Source organism: Microbispora rosea, from assembly GCF_044460045.1.
In the GTDB taxonomy this organism is placed as follows: Bacteria; Actinomycetota; Actinomycetes; order Streptosporangiales; family Streptosporangiaceae; genus Microbispora; species Microbispora rosea.
Map to the genome: position 1 here is coordinate 645,533 of NZ_JBITJO010000004.1, position 19,014 is coordinate 664,546.

The 19,014-nt window shown below is 71.8% G+C and carries 14 protein-coding genes; 4 read left to right on the top strand and 10 right to left on the bottom strand.

Features of this window, described 5'->3' with window-relative positions; genetic code table 11:
* Positions 1–13: 13 nt before the first annotated feature.
* The 4 genes from ACIBK1_RS20265 to ACIBK1_RS20280 all read right to left on the bottom strand — a co-directional run bounded on the left by ACIBK1_RS20265 (position 14) and on the right by ACIBK1_RS20280 (position 3,214).
* Complete coding sequence (locus ACIBK1_RS20265) at positions 14–1,168, bottom strand: SIS domain-containing protein (RefSeq protein ID WP_396736852.1); 1,155 nt, start codon at positions 1,166–1,168, stop codon at positions 14–16.
* 76 nt (positions 1,169–1,244) lie between these two features.
* Positions 1,245–1,418 carry a Trm112 family protein gene (locus tag ACIBK1_RS20270; protein WP_076432865.1) on the bottom strand — a complete coding sequence of 58 codons (174 nt, stop codon included), beginning with the start codon at positions 1,416–1,418 and terminating at the stop codon, positions 1,245–1,247.
* 4 nt (positions 1,419–1,422) lie between these two features.
* A complete protein-coding gene (locus ACIBK1_RS20275) occupies positions 1,423–2,778 on the bottom strand; it encodes a phosphomannomutase/phosphoglucomutase (protein ID WP_396736855.1) in 1,356 nt (451 codons plus the stop codon).
* Between the two features lie 70 nt (positions 2,779–2,848).
* Complete coding sequence (locus ACIBK1_RS20280; RefSeq protein ID WP_030509365.1) at positions 2,849–3,214, bottom strand: DUF3499 domain-containing protein; 366 nt, start codon at positions 3,212–3,214, stop codon at positions 2,849–2,851.
* A gap of 166 nt (positions 3,215–3,380) precedes the next feature.
* On the opposite strand from ACIBK1_RS20280, the gene ACIBK1_RS20285 reads away from it, so the two are divergent.
* Entirely contained in the window at positions 3,381–3,848 is a 468-nt protein-coding gene (locus ACIBK1_RS20285) for a metallopeptidase family protein (RefSeq protein WP_030509366.1), read from the top strand.
* A gap of 19 nt (positions 3,849–3,867) precedes the next feature.
* Here the strand turns inward: ACIBK1_RS20285 and ACIBK1_RS20290 are convergent, their stop codons facing one another.
* The 4 genes from ACIBK1_RS20290 to ACIBK1_RS20305 all read right to left on the bottom strand — a co-directional run bounded on the left by ACIBK1_RS20290 (position 3,868) and on the right by ACIBK1_RS20305 (position 10,541).
* A complete protein-coding gene (locus ACIBK1_RS20290; protein WP_076432863.1) occupies positions 3,868–5,322 on the bottom strand; it encodes a DUF5719 family protein in 1,455 nt (484 codons plus the stop codon).
* Positions 5,319–8,171, bottom strand: a complete 2,853-nt coding sequence (locus tag ACIBK1_RS20295; RefSeq protein WP_396736858.1) for a glycosyltransferase — start codon at positions 8,169–8,171, stop codon at positions 5,319–5,321. The genes ACIBK1_RS20290 and ACIBK1_RS20295 overlap by 4 nt, the downstream gene beginning before the upstream one ends.
* Positions 8,172–8,351: 180 nt before the next feature.
* Entirely contained in the window at positions 8,352–8,615 is a 264-nt protein-coding gene (locus tag ACIBK1_RS20300; RefSeq protein ID WP_030509369.1) for a WhiB family transcriptional regulator, read from the bottom strand.
* Between the two features lie 192 nt (positions 8,616–8,807).
* Complete coding sequence (locus tag ACIBK1_RS20305) at positions 8,808–10,541, bottom strand: hypothetical protein (RefSeq protein WP_396736860.1); 1,734 nt, start codon at positions 10,539–10,541, stop codon at positions 8,808–8,810.
* A gap of 171 nt (positions 10,542–10,712) precedes the next feature.
* Between ACIBK1_RS20305 and cofD the strand changes: the two genes are divergently transcribed.
* A complete protein-coding gene (gene cofD, locus ACIBK1_RS20310; protein ID WP_076432857.1) occupies positions 10,713–11,651 on the top strand; it encodes a 2-phospho-L-lactate transferase in 939 nt (312 codons plus the stop codon).
* A gap of 21 nt (positions 11,652–11,672) precedes the next feature.
* On the top strand, positions 11,673–12,956 hold the full coding sequence (locus ACIBK1_RS20315) for a coenzyme F420-0:L-glutamate ligase (protein WP_156081002.1): 1,284 nt from the start codon (positions 11,673–11,675) through the stop codon (positions 12,954–12,956).
* On the opposite strand, the gene ACIBK1_RS20320 is transcribed toward ACIBK1_RS20315, so the two are convergent.
* Positions 12,946–15,588, bottom strand: a complete 2,643-nt coding sequence (locus ACIBK1_RS20320) for a bifunctional FO biosynthesis protein CofGH (RefSeq protein ID WP_396736864.1) — start codon at positions 15,586–15,588, stop codon at positions 12,946–12,948. The genes ACIBK1_RS20315 and ACIBK1_RS20320 overlap by 11 nt on opposite strands.
* A 128-nt stretch (positions 15,589–15,716) precedes the next feature.
* Between ACIBK1_RS20320 and ACIBK1_RS20325 the strand changes: the two genes are divergently transcribed.
* Positions 15,717–16,139 carry a hypothetical protein gene (locus ACIBK1_RS20325; RefSeq protein ID WP_396736867.1) on the top strand — a complete coding sequence of 141 codons (423 nt, stop codon included), beginning with the start codon at positions 15,717–15,719 and terminating at the stop codon, positions 16,137–16,139.
* 53 nt (positions 16,140–16,192) lie between these two features.
* On the opposite strand, the gene ACIBK1_RS20330 is transcribed toward ACIBK1_RS20325, so the two are convergent.
* On the bottom strand, positions 16,193–18,937 hold the full coding sequence (locus ACIBK1_RS20330; RefSeq protein ID WP_396736870.1) for a hypothetical protein: 2,745 nt from the start codon (positions 18,935–18,937) through the stop codon (positions 16,193–16,195).
* Positions 18,938–19,014 lie beyond the last annotated feature (77 nt).

Sequence of the window (19,014 nt, forward strand, 5' to 3'; positions counted from 1 at the left end):
TATTGGGAAATCCCTATTGGGAAATCCTGGCCTGGAGTTCCGTCGCCGCCATGGCCGATGCCGGGTCCATCCCGTACCCGAGAGCGAGGTAGACACTCGCGTAGTCGCACAGGCCGGCCAGGGCGGCGAACCGCTCCAGCGGGTGCGCCCCCTCGGCCAGAATCTCGGACACCGGAACCCCCCGGTCCTCGGCCAGCCGTACGGCGGCCGTCCGGGAGCCGGTCACCTGCGGGTGCTCCTCTGCGTCACGCAGCAGGAACAGGCGCAGGCGCGGGCTTTCGCCCGGCTCGTCGGCGAACGGGTCGGTGAAGATGTCCCGCCCGGCGAAGGGGCCGTCCAACGTCACGATCTGGCTGTGGGCGGCCTCGGGCAGCTCCCCCCAGATCGCCGGGTAGCCCGCGTCCTCGCTCAGCCGGCCGGCCAGACCGTGGGCCGCCGCCGCGGCCAGCGGCGAGGTGCCCCAGATGACCGGAAGCGTCCCGGCCAGTTCCATCGCCAGCGTCTTGCCGGGATTGATGAACGCCTCACTGGACGGCCGGCACCGATGGGCTAGGTCCTCCAGCCGCTTGGCCACCGACTCGAACTCGCTCTCCCCCGCCGAAACCAGCCCGAGCGCGGCCGCCGCCAGGATCGGCGGCACCATGAGCGACCACAGCGTGGCCCTCGGCTGCCCGGCCACCCCGGTCGCCCCGCCCACCGGCGCGTACGGCCCGCCCGCCCGCTCGACCAGCGCCGACAGCGGCGTGTCGGGCGCGCCCGCGCCCACGAGCGCGCACCCGCGCCGTACGGCCTCGGCGGTCACGGCGACGGTCTCCTCTGTCCTGCCGGAGCGGGAGACGGCGATGACGAGATCGGCGGCGCCGACCCAGCCGGGCAGCCGGTGGCCGCGCACCGTCACCACCGGGACCGGGGCGCCGTATCGGCAGAGCGCCTCCAGCACGTCGCCCACGAGGGCGGAGGCGCCGATGCCCGCCACCACGATCGCGCGGGGGCGGCCGTCCCTGCCGACCCGGGCCACGCCGTTCTCCACCGCCGACCGATAGGCCGCCCGCACCTGGGCGGCCGACGACGCAACGGAGCGGAGCATGCCGGAGGGGTCGCCCTCCACCAGGTATGCCTGGTCGTCGAGCCGGTCGGGCTCGAACCGGCCCCCTCCGGCACCGCTCATGCCACGCCCTCGCCTGGCGGCTCGGGCTCGCATTGGCGAATCACACTGTGCTTATTGATTCGCTCGCTCCGCTCGCTCATGCCTTACGTGCCTCGTCGACGAGGAGCACCGGGATGTCGTCACGCACCGGGTAGACCAGCCCGCACGACTCGGAGGTGCACGCCAGCTCGTCCGCGTCGGGTACGGCGCGGAGCGGGGACTTGCACGCCGGGCAGGCGAGGATGTCCAGCAGCCAGTCGTCGATCTTCAACTCGTCAGCTCCTTACAACGGCGAGAACTTCGTCTCGGACTGCGGCGACCTTCTCCTCGTCGGCGGCTTCCGCGTTGAGCCGGAGCAGCGGCTCGGTGTTGGACGGACGCAGGTTGAACCACCAGTCCGGACCGCTGACGGTGAGTCCGTCCAGCTCGTCGAAGGTAACACCCTCCCGGCCCGCGAAGGTCTCACGCACCCGGGCCAGGGCGGCGGCCTGGTCCTCGACCCGGCTGTTGATCTCGCCGGACGCGGCGTACCGCGAGTACTGGGACAGCACCTCCGACAGCGGCCGGTCCTGCTCGCCCAGCGCGGCGAGCACGTGCAGGGCGGCCAGCATGCCGGAGTCGGCGAACCAGAAGTCGCGGAAGTAGTAGTGGGCCGAGTGCTCTCCGCCGAAGACGGCGCCGGTGCGGGCCATCTCCGCCTTGATGAACGAGTGCCCGACGCGGGTGCGGACGGGCTTTCCTCCGTGCTCGCCGACGATCTCCGGCACGCCCTTGGAGGTGATCAGGTTGTGGATGATCGTGGCGCCGGGGTTCTTGGCCAGCTCCCGCACCGCGACCAGCGCCGTGATCGTGGACGGCGAGACGGACTCGCCCCGCTCGTCGATGACCCAGCAGCGGTCGGCGTCGCCGTCGAAAGCGATGCCGATGTCCGCGCCCTGCGAGACGACCGCCTTCTGCAGGTCGCGCAGGTTCTCCGGCTCGATCGGGTTGGCCTCGTGGTTGGGGAAGCTGCCGTCGAGCTCGAAGTAGAGCGGGGTCAGCTCGACCGGCAGGCCCGTGAAGACCTCCGGGACCGTGTAGCCGCCCATGCCGTTGCCCGCGTCCACGACCACCTTCAGCGGCCGGATGCCCGACAGGTCGACCAGCGTCTTCAAGTGGGCGGCGTAGCCCTCCAGCACGTTCCGCCGAGTCACCGTGCCCGCGCCCGGCGTGCCGCCCAGCTCTGTCGCCAGCAGCTCGGATGCGCGGTCGCGGATCTGCAGCAGGCCGGTGTCGGTGCCCACCGGCACGGCGCCCGCCCGGCACATCTTCATCCCGTTGTACTTGGCCGGGTTGTGGCTCGCGGTGAACATGACGCCCGGCAGGCCGAGGCTGCCGCTCGCGTAGTAGAGCATGTCGGTCGAGCCGAGCCCCGCGTTGACCACGTCCGCGCCCCGGGAGGTCGCGCCCCGCGCGAACGCCTCGGCCAGCGGGCCGGACGAGGCGCGCATGTCGTGCGCCATCACCACCGATGACGCGCCGGTCAGCTCGACGAAGGCCGCCCCGACGGCCTGTGCGATCTCCTCGTCGAGCTCGTCCGGCACCACGCCCCGCACGTCGTACGCCTTGAAGATCCTGCTGAGGTCGGCCACTGCACGCCCCTAAAGTCGTTAAGTCTTCGCACCTGAGCCTATAGCGCCCGATTACCCACGAAGCGGGGTCTCATCGCTCCCTGTTGGGCTGGGCGGACTTGAGCACCCGCAGGTGACCTCGGCGGCCCACCTCGACCGCCTGGCCGACGGGCTCGCCGGCGGCGGGAGCGGGGCGCGCGGCCTCGCGGACCGCGTTCGCCAGGGCCTCCAGGTCGTCCCCGCTCGGGGCGACGGACTCGGACGGAAGGCGCACGACCTCCCATCCCCTGGGCGCGGTGAGCCGTTCCGCGTGCTCCGCGCACAGGTCGTAACAGTGTGGCTCGACGTACGTCGCCAGGGGGCCGAGTACAGCGGTCGAGTCGGCGTAGACATACGTGAGTGTGAAGACGGCAGGCTGCCTGCAGGCGGTACGGGAACAGCTGCGGACGGGGCTCACGGAGGGACCGTATCCGGTCCGCGTTCACATTGCCACCACCCCGCCGCTCTTATTGAACGTGTCGCCACAATTCCGCGATCTCTGAAGTCGACATGACGTTGTTGGGCAAAGCGGACACGACCCGCCGGACCCACCGCACCGGCGGGACGGGCTCTAAGCTGACTGCGTGAGCGAGCGGAGCGGTGACAGGCCGGATCGAGGGCGGCGGGTGCGCCGGCGTGACCGGCACGGCCGCGGCATGCGCGGGCCCCTCGCGCCCTCGCACGTCCCCATCGCCAAGTCCCGCGGCGAGCGGTTCGACGACCTGGTGCTCGACGCGGTCGAGCGGCTCAAGCCCCGGTGGGGCACCCAGCTCGCGTCGGTCGAGTTCGCCGTCGAGGAGGTGCCGCCGGCCGCGGAGCTCGTGGACGGGCCGGCGCGGCTGTCGTCCGACCCGATCCCCCTGGGACGGGCGGAGTCGGCCTCGGGGGACGACCCCGCCGCCGTCGTGCTCTACCGCCGCCCGCTGGAGGCCCGGGCCCGGGACCGCGAACAGCTCGGCACGCTGGTCCTGGACGTGGTCGTCGAGCAGGTGGCCAGTCTGCTGGGCCTCACGCCGGAGGCGATCGACCCCGGCTACGACGACCGGCATTAGAACCTGCCGGCATCAGGACTTACGGAAGCACCGCGCCCGGAGAGTCGGCGGTCGGGGGCACCAGCGCCCACGTCCTGGCCATGGCCAGTGGCTGCGCGGTCACCATCTGGCCGTCCTTGACCCCCTCGTCGAGGACGCGCCCGCCGTACACGGGGCCGGAGCCCGGCATCGGCCGTACGACCACGCTGAAGCCGCCCTTGCTTCCCTTCGGCGGCGCGAGCCTGAGCTCCTTGGTGCGGGCGGCGGGCACCTTCACCTCGACCGGGTCCGGCGCCGTGCCCTTCGACGGCACCAGCCGGACCTCCACGGTGGCCGCCGCGAAGGGAGCCGACAGCACCAGCCAGGAGGTCTGCTTGCCCTCCGCCCGGCCATCCGCGACGACGCTGCCGAGGTCGACGGATGCGGCGCCGGCCGTGAAGGCGACGTCCTGCCTCGCCCCCGTTCCGGTGATCTTCATGCCTGCGACGATCGGAACGTCGGACTCCAGCACCAGCGCGGCCGGCTGGCCGCCGATCCCGGTGGACAGGTCGAGCGAGGCCGCCGATCCGGCCGGCACCTCGATCGTCTCCTTGTTCTTCAGCGCGTAGGAGCCGTCCTTCAGCACGGCCCTGATCCGCACGGACGTGTCCCGCTCCCCCGGCGTGGCGACGTACAGCTCCCGCTGCCCGGCGGTGCCGGGAATGCCGGGGACGACGACCCGGGTGGCGGGGGCTGCGGCGGCGGGCAGCCAGTCGACGCCCCTGCCCTCACCCAGCACGGCCTTGACCGCCGCGGCCACCCGGCCGCTGCGGGTGCTCACCTGCAGGGCCATGATCAGCGGGGAGGGCGCGAGGTCGCGCAGCCTGATCACGCGGTGCTGGCCGGGCTTGACGACGACGCCGTTGCCGCGCTCGCTCAGCACCGGGCCTTCCCCGGAGTAGACCATGAACGAGACGTTGGCCGGGGCAGCGTCGGGGTTGGCGAGGTAGAGGGTCATCTCCGCCGCGGCCGGCCCGGGCCCGATGAACCAGCTCTCCGCGCCGGGCTCGACGCACCGCACTCCGGCGAGCCCCCGCTGGGTGCCCGACGTCTCCCTGGCGGTCTGGGCGCTCTCCAGCCCGGCGGCCATCGAACCGGTGGCGTCGACCACGAGAGGTCCGCCCCCGGCGGCGATCTCGCGCTGCCACAGCAGGCCCGGCCGGTCGATCACATCGTCCTTGCCGCCGTCCTTCCCCTCCGGAGCCTTGATGGGCGACAGGGTGGCGCTTCCCTGCTCCTGGTTCTGCTCCTCCTGCACGGGGGTCACCACGCTCACCCGGCTGCCGGACGGCGCGGGACACACGGCGGTCACCGACTCCACCGGCGCCCTGACCGCCTGCGGGCGCGCCTGCGCGGCCGGCGCGGGCCGGCTGACGAAGGCCACGCCGTACAACGCGCCCAGCGCGACCAGCACCAGGGCGAGCAGGCCGAAGCGGTTCTCGATCAGTCTCCTCACGCGGGCACCCGATCTTCCTTTGCTCGGCGGCGGCTCCGCGGGCCCTCCTCGACGGGCGCGTCGGTGTAGTCGCCCTCCGGCTCCTTCGTACGGGCGCCGGGCGAGGCCAGGATCAGCACGAGCACGAGCAGCGCGCCTTGGGCCCACAGCCAGCCCCGGTGCAGCGTGCCCGCGGGCGCCGGCGGCGAAGGCGGGGTCACCTCGCCGGCCACGCGCCACAGGCCGCCGGTCTCCGAGAGGCTCACCCTGACCAGGGCGGGCTGCGAGTCGAGCGCTCGTTGCAGGGCGAGGTCGACGGGGCCGGGCACCGTCACGAAGCGGACCCCGGACGACGCGAGCGTCTGGACGTACGTGCTGCCCCGGCCCGAGGCGAGCCCGGCGACCGCGGTCGTGAAGCGGTCGGTCGCGTCCCGTGGCGGTTCGAGGTCGGACTCGCCGATCAGCGGGCCACGGCCGCGCATCAGCGTGTAGCCGACCCTGCCGTCCCTCGGACGCAGCAGGAGCGTGCCCTCGCCGGGCTCCGACTGGAGCTCGGCGAGCACCGGCACCGGGTCGCTCAGGTCGCTGCGCAGCGGGCCGTGCGCGCCCCTGGTCACCCACAGCCCGGCGGCGGCGAGCGGGGTCGCGAAGGCGACCACGACGATCAGCATCGCGCCCAGGCGGCGCAGGCCGCCCGCGGCGCGGAACTCGGCGATCCGATGCGCCTGGTGACCCGCGGCCACCAGCAGGCCCGTCGCCGCGAACGCCAGCGGCACCCCCGGCCACGCCGCGCCGTTGACCCGGCTGACCACGATCGCCACCAGCAGCCCGAAGAGCATGACGCCCCAGCCGATGGCGACGACCATCTGGTGACGCCGCAGCAGCAGGGCGGCCAGCGCGACCGCGATGAGGCCCGCCGTCGCCCACACGGGCGGCACCCCCGGCCCGCCGGGGCTCAGCATGAGCAGGAGGTCGGCGCCGAGGCGGGGGTCGATGAGGCGGCCGTCGTGAAGGCCGGATTCGAGCAGGATCCGTCCGGGCTCCCTGGCGATCTGCACCAGCCACGGGAGCAGCAGCACGACCGGGGTGCCGAGGCCGATCACGAGCGACCGCCTGACGCCCCTGCGGATGCCTCCGAAGGACACCGCGGCGAGCCCGCCGAGGATGGCCACCAGCACGTACACGAGCGGGACGAAGGCCGTGCCCACGGTCAGGAGCAGGCCGAAGCCCCAGGCGGCCCGCCGCGACCCGGCGATCACCCGCGTGGCGAGCGCCGCGTAGACGGGTAGCAGCACGATCACGATCGCGGTGCCGAGCCGCCCGCCCGCGATCACGCCCGTCGTGACCGGCAGCAGGGCGTAGGTGGCGGCCAGCCAGACCCGCGCGGGCGTGTACGAGATCATCCGCTTGGTCGCCGCGTACGCCGAGATCCCGGCCAGCGGCACGCAGCCGAGCAGCACCACGGCCACGGCCAGCCACGTCTTGCCCAGCGCGATCGCCGACAGCCCGGCCAGCACGGCGACGTACGGCGGGGCCCAGGTCTGCGAGCCGATCCCGGCGGCGTGGTGGTCTTCGATGTAGAGCCGCCACAGGTCGGACGCGCTCCCGGTGACCGGCACCAGTGCGCCGCCGCCCAGGTGCCCGTCGGAGGACAGGAGTCCGGGCAGCAGCGTCCTTTCGGCCGCCAGCGTGATCACCGCCAGGATCAGGAAGAGCACCACGCCGGGGCTGCTGAACACGCGCTGGACGCCGCCCGAGTCGGTGAGCAGTTCGTCGCCGTCGTCCTCTTGAGCGCGGTCCGCGGCCGCGTGGTGGCGGCCCGCCGAGTCCACCGGGCCGGCTCCGGCGAGGAAGCCCTGCACCATGTCGGCCAGCCGCCGCAGCGCGGCGCCCGGCGGGGTGAGCTTGCGCCGGATCGCGGGCCAGCCCTGTTTTCTGCCCTTCTTCCTGGCCTTTCTGGCCCGCCGCAGGCGCAAGGGGTGGCCGATGACCGAGCCGAGCGCGGCGAGTTCGTCGAGGGCGTTGGCCGGCTGCTTGGCCAGCAGGAACAGCAGGGCCCGCAGCACGGACCCGAAGACGTTGCGCAGCACCGACCGCACGAGCGCGCCGAACGGCACGTTCGCCATCAGGACGAACAGGCCGTTGCGCCGGTCGAGCCTGCGTGGGTGCTGCTCGCTGGTGGCGATCCTGCGGCGCCGCCGCGCCGACGCCTCGGCGTGCCAGGCCACCGCGTCGCTCACGTTGAGCACGCGGTGCCCGGCCGTACGGGCCCGCCAGCACAGGTCGAGGTCGTCGCGGAACAGCGGCAGGGCGGTGTCGAGGCCGGACAGCTCGTCCCAGACGTCCCTGCGGATGAGCATGCCCGCCGTGGAGACCGACAGGACGTCGGCGATCCCGTCGTGCTGGCCCTGGTCGTACTCCCTCGGCTCCAGGCCGGTGTCGCGCCGCCCCGACCTGCTGACGGTCACGCCCATCTCCAGCAGCACCCGCCGGTCGAGCCAGTCGCGCAGCTTGGGGCCGAGGACGGCGGACTTGGGATCCTGCTCGGCGGCCCACAGCAGGGCCTGCAACGCGTGCGCGTCGGGCGCGCAGTCGTCGTGGAGCAGCCAGACCCATTCCTGTCCGGGCGCGGGCGGCAGCCGCCGCAGCACCTCGTGGACGGCCTCGCCGAACCCGGTGGACCTGGGCAGGGTCAGCACGTTGCCCGGCCCGAACGCCTCGGTCAGCAGCTTCCCGCTGCCGTCACGGCTGCCGTTGTCGACGCCGACGACACGGTCGAGAGGCCGGGTCTGGCGCAGCACCGCCGCCAGCGTCTCCTTGAGCCAGCGGGCGCCGTCGTGGGCGACGACGATCGCGGTCACCGAGTGCACGTCGAGTCCTAGGGGGGTCGTACGGCTGAGCGCCGACCACGATACGGCAACCCGGACTCACCCGATCACATCCAGGCGAAACAGGATGTCAGCAACAACCCAGACAGATGAGTGCAGACATGAGTGCGGGGCCGCGCGCCGAACGCACAGCCCCGCCCACGTCGGTGTCAGGGACGCTACCTAGACAGCCTGGCGCTTGATCTTGCGCCTTTCCCGCTCAGACAGGCCGCCCCAGATGCCGAAACGCTCATCATGCTGAAGCGCGTATTCAAGGCATTCGGCGCGCACCTCACACGAACGGCACACCTTCTTTGCTTCCCTGGTGGAACCGCCCTTTTCAGGAAAGAACGCCTCAGGATCAGTCTGCGCGCACAAAGCGCGCTCCTGCCACCCAAGATCTTCACCATCGCCATCGAGCGCCTGTGCCATGACCAGATCGGTCATTGCACACCTCCCTGTCGCTCGCCCGCCCACATGGAGCCCCCCATAAAAACGCCTGCCCTATACCCACCCTCGGGAAGGCGTAACAACATGTCTGTAATTACACGCGCGTGGCGCGTGTGGCGTCAAGCGGCATAACGATACCCGGGGAAAGACCTGCTCGCCCCGGTTCGTACGCCCCGATCTACGGTCCTATCAGCGTTCGGAACCATACCAAGGGAGGTTGGGGTCGGTTCCGAGGCCTGCCTGATCGGGGGCGGAACCTTCCTCATACTTTGCCTGCGACCGATCGGGGGTGTAGATGGCCGTCGGATCGAGCGGTTCCTCCCTGTGCAGGGGGTCGCTGAGCGGGTCTCCCTGGTAGCCGGAGGCGTCGAAGCGGACCGTCTGGTCGGCGGGGCCGGGCATCGGGGCCTGGAACGGCGCGGGCTCGGACTGGGGGTGGCCGAGCGGGTTGTCGTAGTACTCCGGCATGTCCTGCGGACCGGTGGGGTGGTCGGGCAGGGCGCCCTTCTGGTAGCTCTGCGCCTGCTGGTAGGCCTGCGCGAGCTGCTGCTCCCTCGGGTCGGCCGGGCCCTCGTACGCGGGGGGAGCGTCGAAGGCCGGACCGCCGGCCACGTGCTCGGCGGCCTGGCGGGCGAACGCCTGGCCCGAGTAGCCGGAGAACGGCGAGCCCTGTCCGTACGGCTGCTCCTGCTCGTACGGCCTGGCCTCGGGAGCCGGGCTCGGGTTGTAGGAGGAGGGCTGGCCGTAACCGCCCGAGGCGCCGGGGGCGCTGAGGGCACTGGGGACGTTGGGCGCACTGGTGGGAGCGCTGGGGGGAGCACTGGGGGGAGCGCTCGGGAACTGCCCGTAACCGGCGGAGTCCGACTGCTGGCCCGCGTAACCGTACTGGTCGAAGACCGGGCCCTGCGGCGGCGGGGAGTAGTCGGGCCGCTGGGGCGCCGCAGGGGCCTCGGGCTGCGCGCCGTACGCGCCGTAGTCGGAGTAGTGCGCACCGGTCTGGACGTCGTGCAGCGACGGCCGGGGCTGCTGCTGCGCCTGTCCGTGAGCGGGAGCCGGAGCGGCGGGCTGCCCGAACTGCTGCGGCTGCGCGGGCTGCGGCGGCGGCGGGGACTGCGGGGCAGTCGGGGCGGGGCTGTAGGAGGGCTGCGGCTCGTACTCCTGGGGGTACTGCTCCTGGGCGTACTGCTGGTGCTCGGCGTACCGGTGCTCGGCGGGCGGCAGCTGGGGGTGGACCGGCGCCGGCGCGTTCTGCCCGTACGCGGGCCCCTGCGGCTGGCCCTGTGGCTGGCCCTGGTGGGGGGCGTTCTGCGGCGGAGTCTGGGGCACGTTCTGGGGCATCTGCTGGGCGGGCATCTGCTGGGCGGGCATCGGGCCGGGGCCCTGCGGACCCTGCGGAACCTGCGGGCCCTGCGGCGGCGCCGGAGCGTACGGCTGGGGCGGGTAGGCGTCCTCGCTCCTGCCGAAGTAGCCGCCCGCCGGTTCCCTGGCGGGCTGGAGCGCCGACGCCGTGCTCAGCGCGAACAGCGCGCCGAAGACGGCGAGCGCGACCATCGGCAGTCCGGTGATCAGGTATTCGAACCGGTCGCGGAACGTGGCCAGGTCGCCCACGAGCACGCCCAGCACGGCGATCACGCCGAAGACGATGCCGAGACCGAGCGACCCGGCCGCGCCGAGCGCCACCAGGCGGGCCCGGGGGGTGGGCGCGCCGGCCTTGGCGACGAGCAGCACGGCGCCGAACGCGAGCGCGGTCGAGACCGGGGACACGAGGGAGTACAGGCTCGCCGCCGCGCGGATGCCGAACGTGCTGCTCAGCGAGGATCCGATCAGCATGCGCGCGATGCTGACGAGGACGCTGGTGATCACCACCGCGAGCATCGTCCACGCGGCCGGCTCGCGGAGCCGGCCGGTATCGACCTTGAGCACGACTACCCCCATCGGTCCAAACGGCACTCGGGGAAGTTTTGCACATGACTGACTAAAGCGTCGTCAGACCCAGCAACCTCACAAGCCGAACACACCCTACATATCGCTGTTCATCCCGTTCCTGGGGTGGGTGTCGGCGATCCCGCGGGCGGCCGGTGGAAGACTGGCGGCATGCGCATCGTGTCCCTCGCCGGAGGAATCGGCGGCGCCCGGTTCCTCCGAGGTCTCAAGGCGGCGGCCCCCGATTCCGAGATCACCGTGATCGGCAACACCGGCGACGACATCACCCTCTTCGGCCTGCGCGTGTGCCCGGACCTCGACACGGTCATGTACACGCTGGGCGGCGGCATCAACGAGGAACAAGGCTGGGGGCGGGCAGCTGAAACGTTCACCGTCAAGGAGGAGCTCGCCGCCTACGGCATGGAGCCGCAGTGGTTCGGCCTCGGCGACCGGGACTTCGCCACCCACATCATCCGCAGCCAGATGCTGGCGGCCGGTTATCCGCTCTCGCAGGTGACCGAGGCCCTGTGCGACCGGTGGCGCCCCGGAGTGCGGCTGCTGCCGATGTCGGACGACCGCACCGAGACCCACGTGGTCGTCTCCGACGAGGACGGCAGAAGGGCGATCCACTTCCAGGAGTGGTGGGTGCGGCTGCGCGCCTCCGTGCCGGCCGAGCAGATCGTGCTCGTCGGCGCGGACGAGGCCCGTCCCGCGCCCGGCGTGCTCGACGCCATCGCGGCGGCGGATGTCGTCGTCCTCCCGCCGTCGAACCCGGTCGTCAGCATCGGCACGATCCTCCAGATCCCGGGCATCCGGGCGGCCCTGGAGGACAAGACGGTCGTCGGCGTCTCCCCCATCATCGGCGGCGCGCCGGTGCGCGGCATGGCCGACGCCTGCCTGACCGCGATCGGCGTGGAGACGAGCGCCCAGGCCGTCCTGGAGCTGTACGGCTCCGCGCTGCTCGACGGCTGGCTCGTGGCCGAGGAGGACAAGGGCGTGGCGCTCGACGGCGTGGTGGTGGAGGCGCGGCCGCTCCTGATGAGCGACCCCGAGGCCACGAGGGACATCGCCGCCGCGGCCCTCGCCCTGGCCCGGTCGATCGGGTCCTGAACCGAGATGTCAGAGGAACACATGCCCCAGATCACTGTAAGCGGCGTGCCCGGCCTGCCCGAGGTGCGGCCCGGCGACGACATCTCCCTGCTCGTGGCGCAGGCCGCGCCCGGCCTCCAGGACGGCGACATCCTGGTCGTGACCTCCAAGATCGTGAGCAAGGCCGAGGGCCGCGTCCGCCACGGCGAGAGCCGTACGGCCGCGATCGAGGAGGAGACCGAGCGTGTGGTCGCGCGGCGCGGGGACACGGTCATCGCGCAGACGCGGCACGGCTTCGTGATGGCCGCGGCCGGCGTGGACGCCTCCAACACCTCCCCCGGCACCGTGCTGCTGCTGCCCGAGGACCCGGACGCCTCGGCGGACCGGATCCGGCGGGGGCTGCGCGAGCGGCTCGGCGTGCGGGTCGGGGTGATCGTCTCCGACACCTTCGGCCGGCCCTGGCGGCACGGCCTGACCGACGTCGCCATCGGCACGGCCGGCGTGCTGCCCCTTGAGGACCTGCGCGGCGGCACCGACGGCTACGGCAACCCGCTCAACGCCACCGTCACGGCGCTGGCCGACGAGATCGCGGCGGCGGGCGACCTGGCGAAGGGCAAGCTGTCCGGCGTTCCGGTGGCCGTCGTGCGTGGGCTTGGCGGCCTGGTGACCGACGAGGAAGGCCCGGGCGGGCGGGTCCTGGTCCGCCCCGCCGACGAGGACATGTTCCGGTTCGGCTCGGCCGACGTCGTCTTCGCCCGCCGCACGATCCGGGAGTTCTCCCCCGCCGAGGTGGACACCGCCGCCGTACGGCGGGCCGTGGCGGCCGCCGTCGCCGCGCCCGCCCCGCACCACACCACCCCGTGGCGGTTCGTGCTGCTGGAGACCCCGCAGGCGCGTACGGAACTGCTCGACGCTATGCGGGACGCCTGGATCGAGGACCTGCGCTCCGACGGCTTCTCCGAGGAGTCGATCGCCCGGCGGATCCGGCGCGGCGACGTGCTGCGGAACGCGCCCTACCTGGCGGTGCCGTGCCTGGTGATGGACGGCTCGCACACCTACAGGGACGAGCGCAGGAACGCCGCCGAGCGGGAGATGTTCGTGGTGGCCACCGGCGCCGGGGTGCAGAACTTCCTGGTGCAGCTCGCCGTGCAGGGGCTGGGCTCGGCCTGGGTGTCGTCCACGATGTTCTGCCGCGACGTGGTGCGCAAGGTGCTCGGCCTGCCGCAGAACTGGGACCCCATGGGCGCGGTGGCCATCGGGCATCCCGCCGCGCCCCCCAAGGACCGGCCGCCGCGCGACCCGGCCGACTTCTACGTCACGAGGTGACCGGCGGCCGGGAGACGGGTGAGACCGTGAGCAGCGGCCTGCGGACCGACTGGCACACTCCGTCGCTGCGCCGGGCCGCCTCGGCCCGCTCCTCGCTCGGCCGGCCGTACGCGGTGGTGCGCTGGCGCAGCGGACGGCCGGTCGGCGCGACCATGGCCGCGATCTCGCTGATCGTCTTGTAGGAGCCGTTCTCCGAGCCGGCCATCCGGCTGATCGTCTCCTCCATGAGCGTGCCGCCGAGGTCGTTCACGCCGCCGGCGAGCACGTCCCGGCACAGGTCGTCGCGCAGCTTCACCCAGGAGCACTGGATGTTGCGGATCGCGCCGTGCAGCATGACCCGCGCCAGCGCGTGGACGGCCCGGTTCTCCCGCGCGGTCGGCCCCGGCCTGGCGATGCCCGCCAGATAGATCGGGGCGCTGTGGTGCACGAACGGCAGCAGCACGAACTCGCTGAACCCGCCCGTCTCCTCCTGGATCGTTCGGATCAGCCGGATGTGGCGCACCCAGTGCTCATGGGTGTCCACGTGGCCGTACATCATGGTCGATGTCGTCGGGATCCCGACCCGGTGGGCGGTGGAGATGACCTCGATCCACTCCCGGGCGGGCAGCTTGCCCTTGGTCAGCACCCACCGCACGTCGTCGTCGAGGATCTCGGCGGCCGTGCCGGGCAGCGAGTCGACCCCCGCCTCCCGCGCCGCGTGCAGCCACTCCTCGACCGACAGGTTCGTACGGCTCGCGCCGTTGACGACCTCCATCGGCGAGAACGCGTGCACGTGGATGTCGGGACAGCGTTCCTTCACCGCGCGGGCGATGTCGAAGTAGGCCGTGCCGGGCAGGTCGGGGTGGATGCCGCCCTGCATGCACACCTCGGTCGCCCCGGCCTCCCACGCCTCCTGGGCCCGGTCGGCGACCTCGCTCAGCGACAGGGTGTAGGCGTCGGCGTCGGTGCGCCGCTGGGCGAACGCGCAGAACCGGCAGCCGGTGTAGCAGACGTTGGTGAAGTTGATGTTCCGGTTGACGACGTAGGTGACGTCGTCGCCCACGGCCTCACGGCGCAGCCCGTCGGCGATCCGGCACAGCTCGTCCAGGCCGGCGTCGTCGGCGCCCGCCCCCGACTGGTCCCCGGCCAGGTCGAGCAGCGTCAGCGCCTGCTCGTCGGTCAGCCGCGCCGGGTCCGCCTCGGCCTGCCGCAGCGCCTCCCGGACGTCCGCCCTGACGGCCCCGTCTCGTCCACCCCTGGGCAGGCGCTCGCGCAGCGCGTCCCAGTCGCCGTACACGCTGTCGAAGTCGGCACGGCGGTCGCCCGTCCGGCCCTCGGCGTCGACGGCGGTGTGCAGGTCGGCCCGTCCGCCGGTGACGAGCCCGCCGAGGCCGCCGTCGGGCTCCTGCCAGGGACGGCCCTGGAGCACGGCGTCCTCCCGGGCGAGCCCGGTGGCGGGGTCGGCCAGCGCCGCCACGTGCTCGGTGAGCCGGGGGTCGAGCCACGGCTCCCCCGCGAGCACATACTCGGGATAGATCGTGAGGCGCTCGCGCAGCGCGAACCCGGCGCCGGCGGTCCGCGCCGCCAGGTCGTCGATCTGCGGCCAGGGGCGTTCGGGGTTGACGTGGTCGGGCGTGAGCGGCGACACCCCGCCCCAGTCGTCGATGCCCGCCCGCAGCATCAGCGCGTACTCCTCGCCGATCAGGTTGGGCGGCGCCTGCACGCGGACCTTCGGGCCGAGCACGAGCCGCGTCACCGCGATCGTCGCGGCCAGCTCGTGCAGGTCGGCGTCGGGCATCCCGCGCATGGCCGTGTCGGGCTTGGCGCGGAAGTTCTGGACGATGACCTCCTGGATGCCGCCGTACTCCCTGGCCACCCGGCGGATCGCGAAGATCGAGTCGGCCCGCTCCTCGATCGTCTCGCCGATGCCGATCAGCAGGCCCGTCGTGAACGGCACGCTGGAGCGGCCGGCGTCCTCCAGCACGCGCAGCCGTACGTCGGGGTCCTTGTCGGGAGAGCCGTAGTGGGCCTCGCCCTTCTCGGTGAACAGCCGCCGTGAGGTGGTCTCCAGCATCATGCCCATCGAGGGCGCGACCGGCTTGAGCCGCTGCAGGTCCTTCCAAGTCAGCACGCCGGGGTTGAGGTGGGGCAGCAGCCCCGTCTCCTCCAGCACCCGGATCGCCATCGCCCGGACGTACGACAGCGTGTCGTCGTACCCGTGGGCGTCGAGCCACTCGCGCGCCTGGTGCCAGCGGTCCTCCGGCCGGTCGCCGAGCGTGAACAGCGCCTCCTTGCAGCCCATCGCCGCGCCCTGGCGGGCGATCTCCAGCACCTCGTCCGGGGACAGGAATGCGGCGGGCAGCTTGTGCGGCGCGGTGGCGAACGTGCAGTAGCCGCACCTGTCCCGGCACAGCCGGGTCAGCGGGATGAAGACCTTGCGGCTGTAGGTGATGACGCCGGGCCGGCCGGCGGCCTCCAGTCCCGCGTCCCTGACCCGCGAGGCGTGCGCGAGCAGGGCGTCCAGGTCGTCGCCGCGGGCGCGCAGCAGGATCGCCGCCTCCGCGAGGTCGAGGGTCTTGCCGTCCCTGGCCCGCGCGAGTGCCCGGCGGGTGCCGCTGTCGGAGCTGACGTTCGGGGGTCGCTTCGCCGTCATACGCCGCACCCTATGAGGCGTGGGTCCGTCCGGCGCACTCAGCCCCCGGCCGCACGTACGGGAGAAGTCATGGCGTGCGCCCGCCGGGGAGTTTGCGGCCGGAGGGTATGAGCGCTGGGGCGAGATCGATGAACGGGTGGGAACTGATGGCCGCAATAAGGGTGAATCGTGCTTTTTGTCTGCCCTCGGGGGTCCGGTCGCTGGCCGTCGCGACGCTCGTGATCGGGTTGTCGGCGCCGCTCACGGGTGCCGCGTTCGCGGCGGCGCAGGCCGGGCACGGCGGCAGATCGGGCAAGGGCCACGCCAAGCAGGTCACGGACGGCCGCAACACGGCCAACACGCCCGCGATCGCCAGCGCACCCCTGCAGGTGTCCAGGGGCAGGCGCAACGTGAACGCCCCCGCCGGCAACAACGGCCTCGCCTTCACCGGCCTCCAGCAGGTGACGAGCGTCAGCGTCTTCACCAACACCCTCAGCGGCAGGTGCCGGGACGGGGTCGATCACTGCGGGATCAACCAGGACCTGAACGGACGTCGTCAGAAGGCCCGGTAGTCGGCGGCCCACCGCCCGTAGGAGCGAGCCATGCCCCATCTCGTCGAACCGCGCTACTCCTCCCTACGAGGCTCGTTCGGCGGCGCAAAGATCCCCGGGGAAGAAGTAGCCGTGCCAGCCGACGGAGAGGGCGCCGGTCTCACGATCTCCGTCACGGCCGCACCCGCCAGCGAGGTCGCCGCGGCCGTGCCGGCGGCGATGGCGATCGCGGTGAGGGGCGCGGCCAGGGAACGAAGATTGCGGATGTTGCGGATACGAGCCCACGACTCCCCCGCGGCGCGCATGAAGCGCCACTCCCACAGGACGCCCAGCCCCAGCCCCAACAGCGCGACGTCGCCCAGCACGATCGCGACGACGTTGAGCCTTTCCAGAAATGAGGCTTTGTCGCCCACCAGGAAGCTCCAGGACGGGGCGATATCGGGGGGAAGGACGGCCATCGCGAGGAACAGACCCTTAGTGATGGGCGATCTACCGCGGACTCGTGGATAGAAGTAGCCGTAGACGATGCCGAAGGCCAGCAAGCCGAGGATCAAACGGTTGTCGAACAGCGCGATGAGCGACAGGTTTATGTCCTGTCTTTTAATGGCGACTGGCAGAGGAAGCGCGAGTAGGACCGCCAGCAGGAGCGCCGCCAGGCCGTTCTGCTTGGGGGAGTACCCGCCCGAGGTCGAGAAGGCAAGGTCTGGGTCGATCCCCTCGGGTCTCGCGCTCACCGCTTGGTCGAGGTCATCGGCCTGGCGGTCCAGTTCGCCGACAGTCACCTCACCGCCCGCCAGGCGGGCGCGCATGGTACGGAAGAAATCCTCTTGAGAGAGCCTGAGAACTCTCAGCCGCAGTGCGGCGCGTACGAGTCGCTTGTGCTCCTTGCCGGTGACGGCCGAGAGCGTCTTCAGATGCCGGCCCGCGCCTTTCGGGAGGAGCCACACGACCGCCGCGCATGCGAGCAGCGCGGGGATCTCCTGACCTGCCCCCCGCATGAAGAGCATGGTGACGCAGCAGACGGTCGTGGCGAAGGGAATCTGGCCGGTGACTGCCGAGGGAGATCGGCCCAACCGGAACATACGCACAACCATGAGGAGGAATGCCAGGAGAAAGGCCAGCCCCAGGCTTTGTACGGCGAAGCTGAAAACGACAGACCGCACGTTGTCCGGAGTCAGATCCGGGTCGATATCCTCTAAGTCGGCGATCGTCGGGAACGCCAGCACGACAAGAGTCCCGGCGACGCACAGTGCCGCGTGCCAGGCGGACCACCGGTGATTGGCGACGGCAACGCCAGCCACCGCAGCGGGAGACCATAACAGTGCCAGGGACATGACGAGAGCCGGCACCTCCATCCCACCGCCGACCGCGATGTCACGCTCGAGCACCGTCAGTCCCAGAAGGAACACCGGGACGGCGAAGGCGACCAGGATCATGGCACGGCCGTCCACCCACCGGCGGCGGAGCCGCCGTGCGAGTACGACGGCGCCGCCGGACCCCGCCAGCAGTAGGAGAAGGACGGGCGCGAGATGCCGCACGTCCTGGGCGTTCGCCCCCAGGGCGATGAGAGCCGTTCCGGTGGCAAGCAGGACCGCCCCCAGCCACCAAACCTCCCGCGCTCGCCAGGGTGGAACGCCCAGCCGATGCAGGGCATGAGCGACTGCCACCGCCGGAAGCAGGAGCACCGCCGACGCCAAGGACACTATGAGCCCGCCCACGTTGAGCTGGGGCCACATCTGGAGGTAGAGAGCGCTGTAGGGCGCGCTGAGGATGTCCGTCACCTCGGAGAGGAGGAAGTACCGCGGACTCGCGAACAGCCCAACGAAGGTGACTACGGCGAGGACGCCGATGGCGGTCACGATCAGTACTTGATTGGATCGCCTGCGCCACCACTTCAATCCGAGCGCGCGGACGAAGGAAAAGAAGACGATCGCGATCGCGGCGACGGTGGAGAGAGACCCCGCGAGAGAGGGGAAGGAGCCCTCCGCGCCCGGCTCGCCCTTGTTGTCCTTCGCCTCGTGGTCGACGTCCGCAAGTTGGGCGCTCACGTCTGGGGCATAACCGTCGCGTACGAGGGCGACCCGCGCGTTCGCCCCGCCCCGCAGTTCGACCGAGCGGTCGCCCTGCGTGGCGGGGACCTGACCGGTGACGCCCGCGACCGTCCATCCGCCAGCCGTGATCTCGATGAGATGGGAGTCCAGAGGCGGCCGCGGACGGCGTGTTCCCGGTCGCCCGGAACCGCCCACCAACGGCGCGTCGTACTCCACGAGCAGCGTGTCGTACTCGTATACAGTGCCGCTGAAGTCCTGGGTCAGCGCGACGGTCGCCGTCGACTGGCCCTCGTTGAACCGTAGAACGGGCGCCGTCGCGTCTTCGTACTGGAAACTCCCTCCGACCGCCTGGAGACCAAAAACGCCGAGGGCGTTGTCTTCCAGAAGATCCAGATCGACCAGCCCGGCACGCACCTGCTCGATGACGGGATCGTCTGCCGACAGACGGATCGCCACGCTAACGGTCCCCTCGACCTCGATCGGCAGGCCGTCGTCTTCCTCCTGCTTCTTGTTCCCGGCCGCCGACGACACCCGTACGGAGGTGACGGCCGACCGAGGAGGATGACTGGGATCCCGCCACCCCTCCGTCTCGGGAGTCGGCAACGTCCTGGTGACCGCGGGCTCGGGCTGAGACGATGCGGACGGTGCGTCGTAGATCCGGATCGCACCGTAGAGAATTCCCCCCACCATGACGGCCAGCAGCAGAAGCAGTACGGCGATCGCCCCTCCCCGGCGGGTCGCGTCCCAGCGTGTTCGCCCTTCCGACACATTTTGAGATCGTCGTATCCATCCCTCCCGCTACGCTCGCCTCAAGACCGTGACAGAGATGTTGCCGGTGCTCTGAC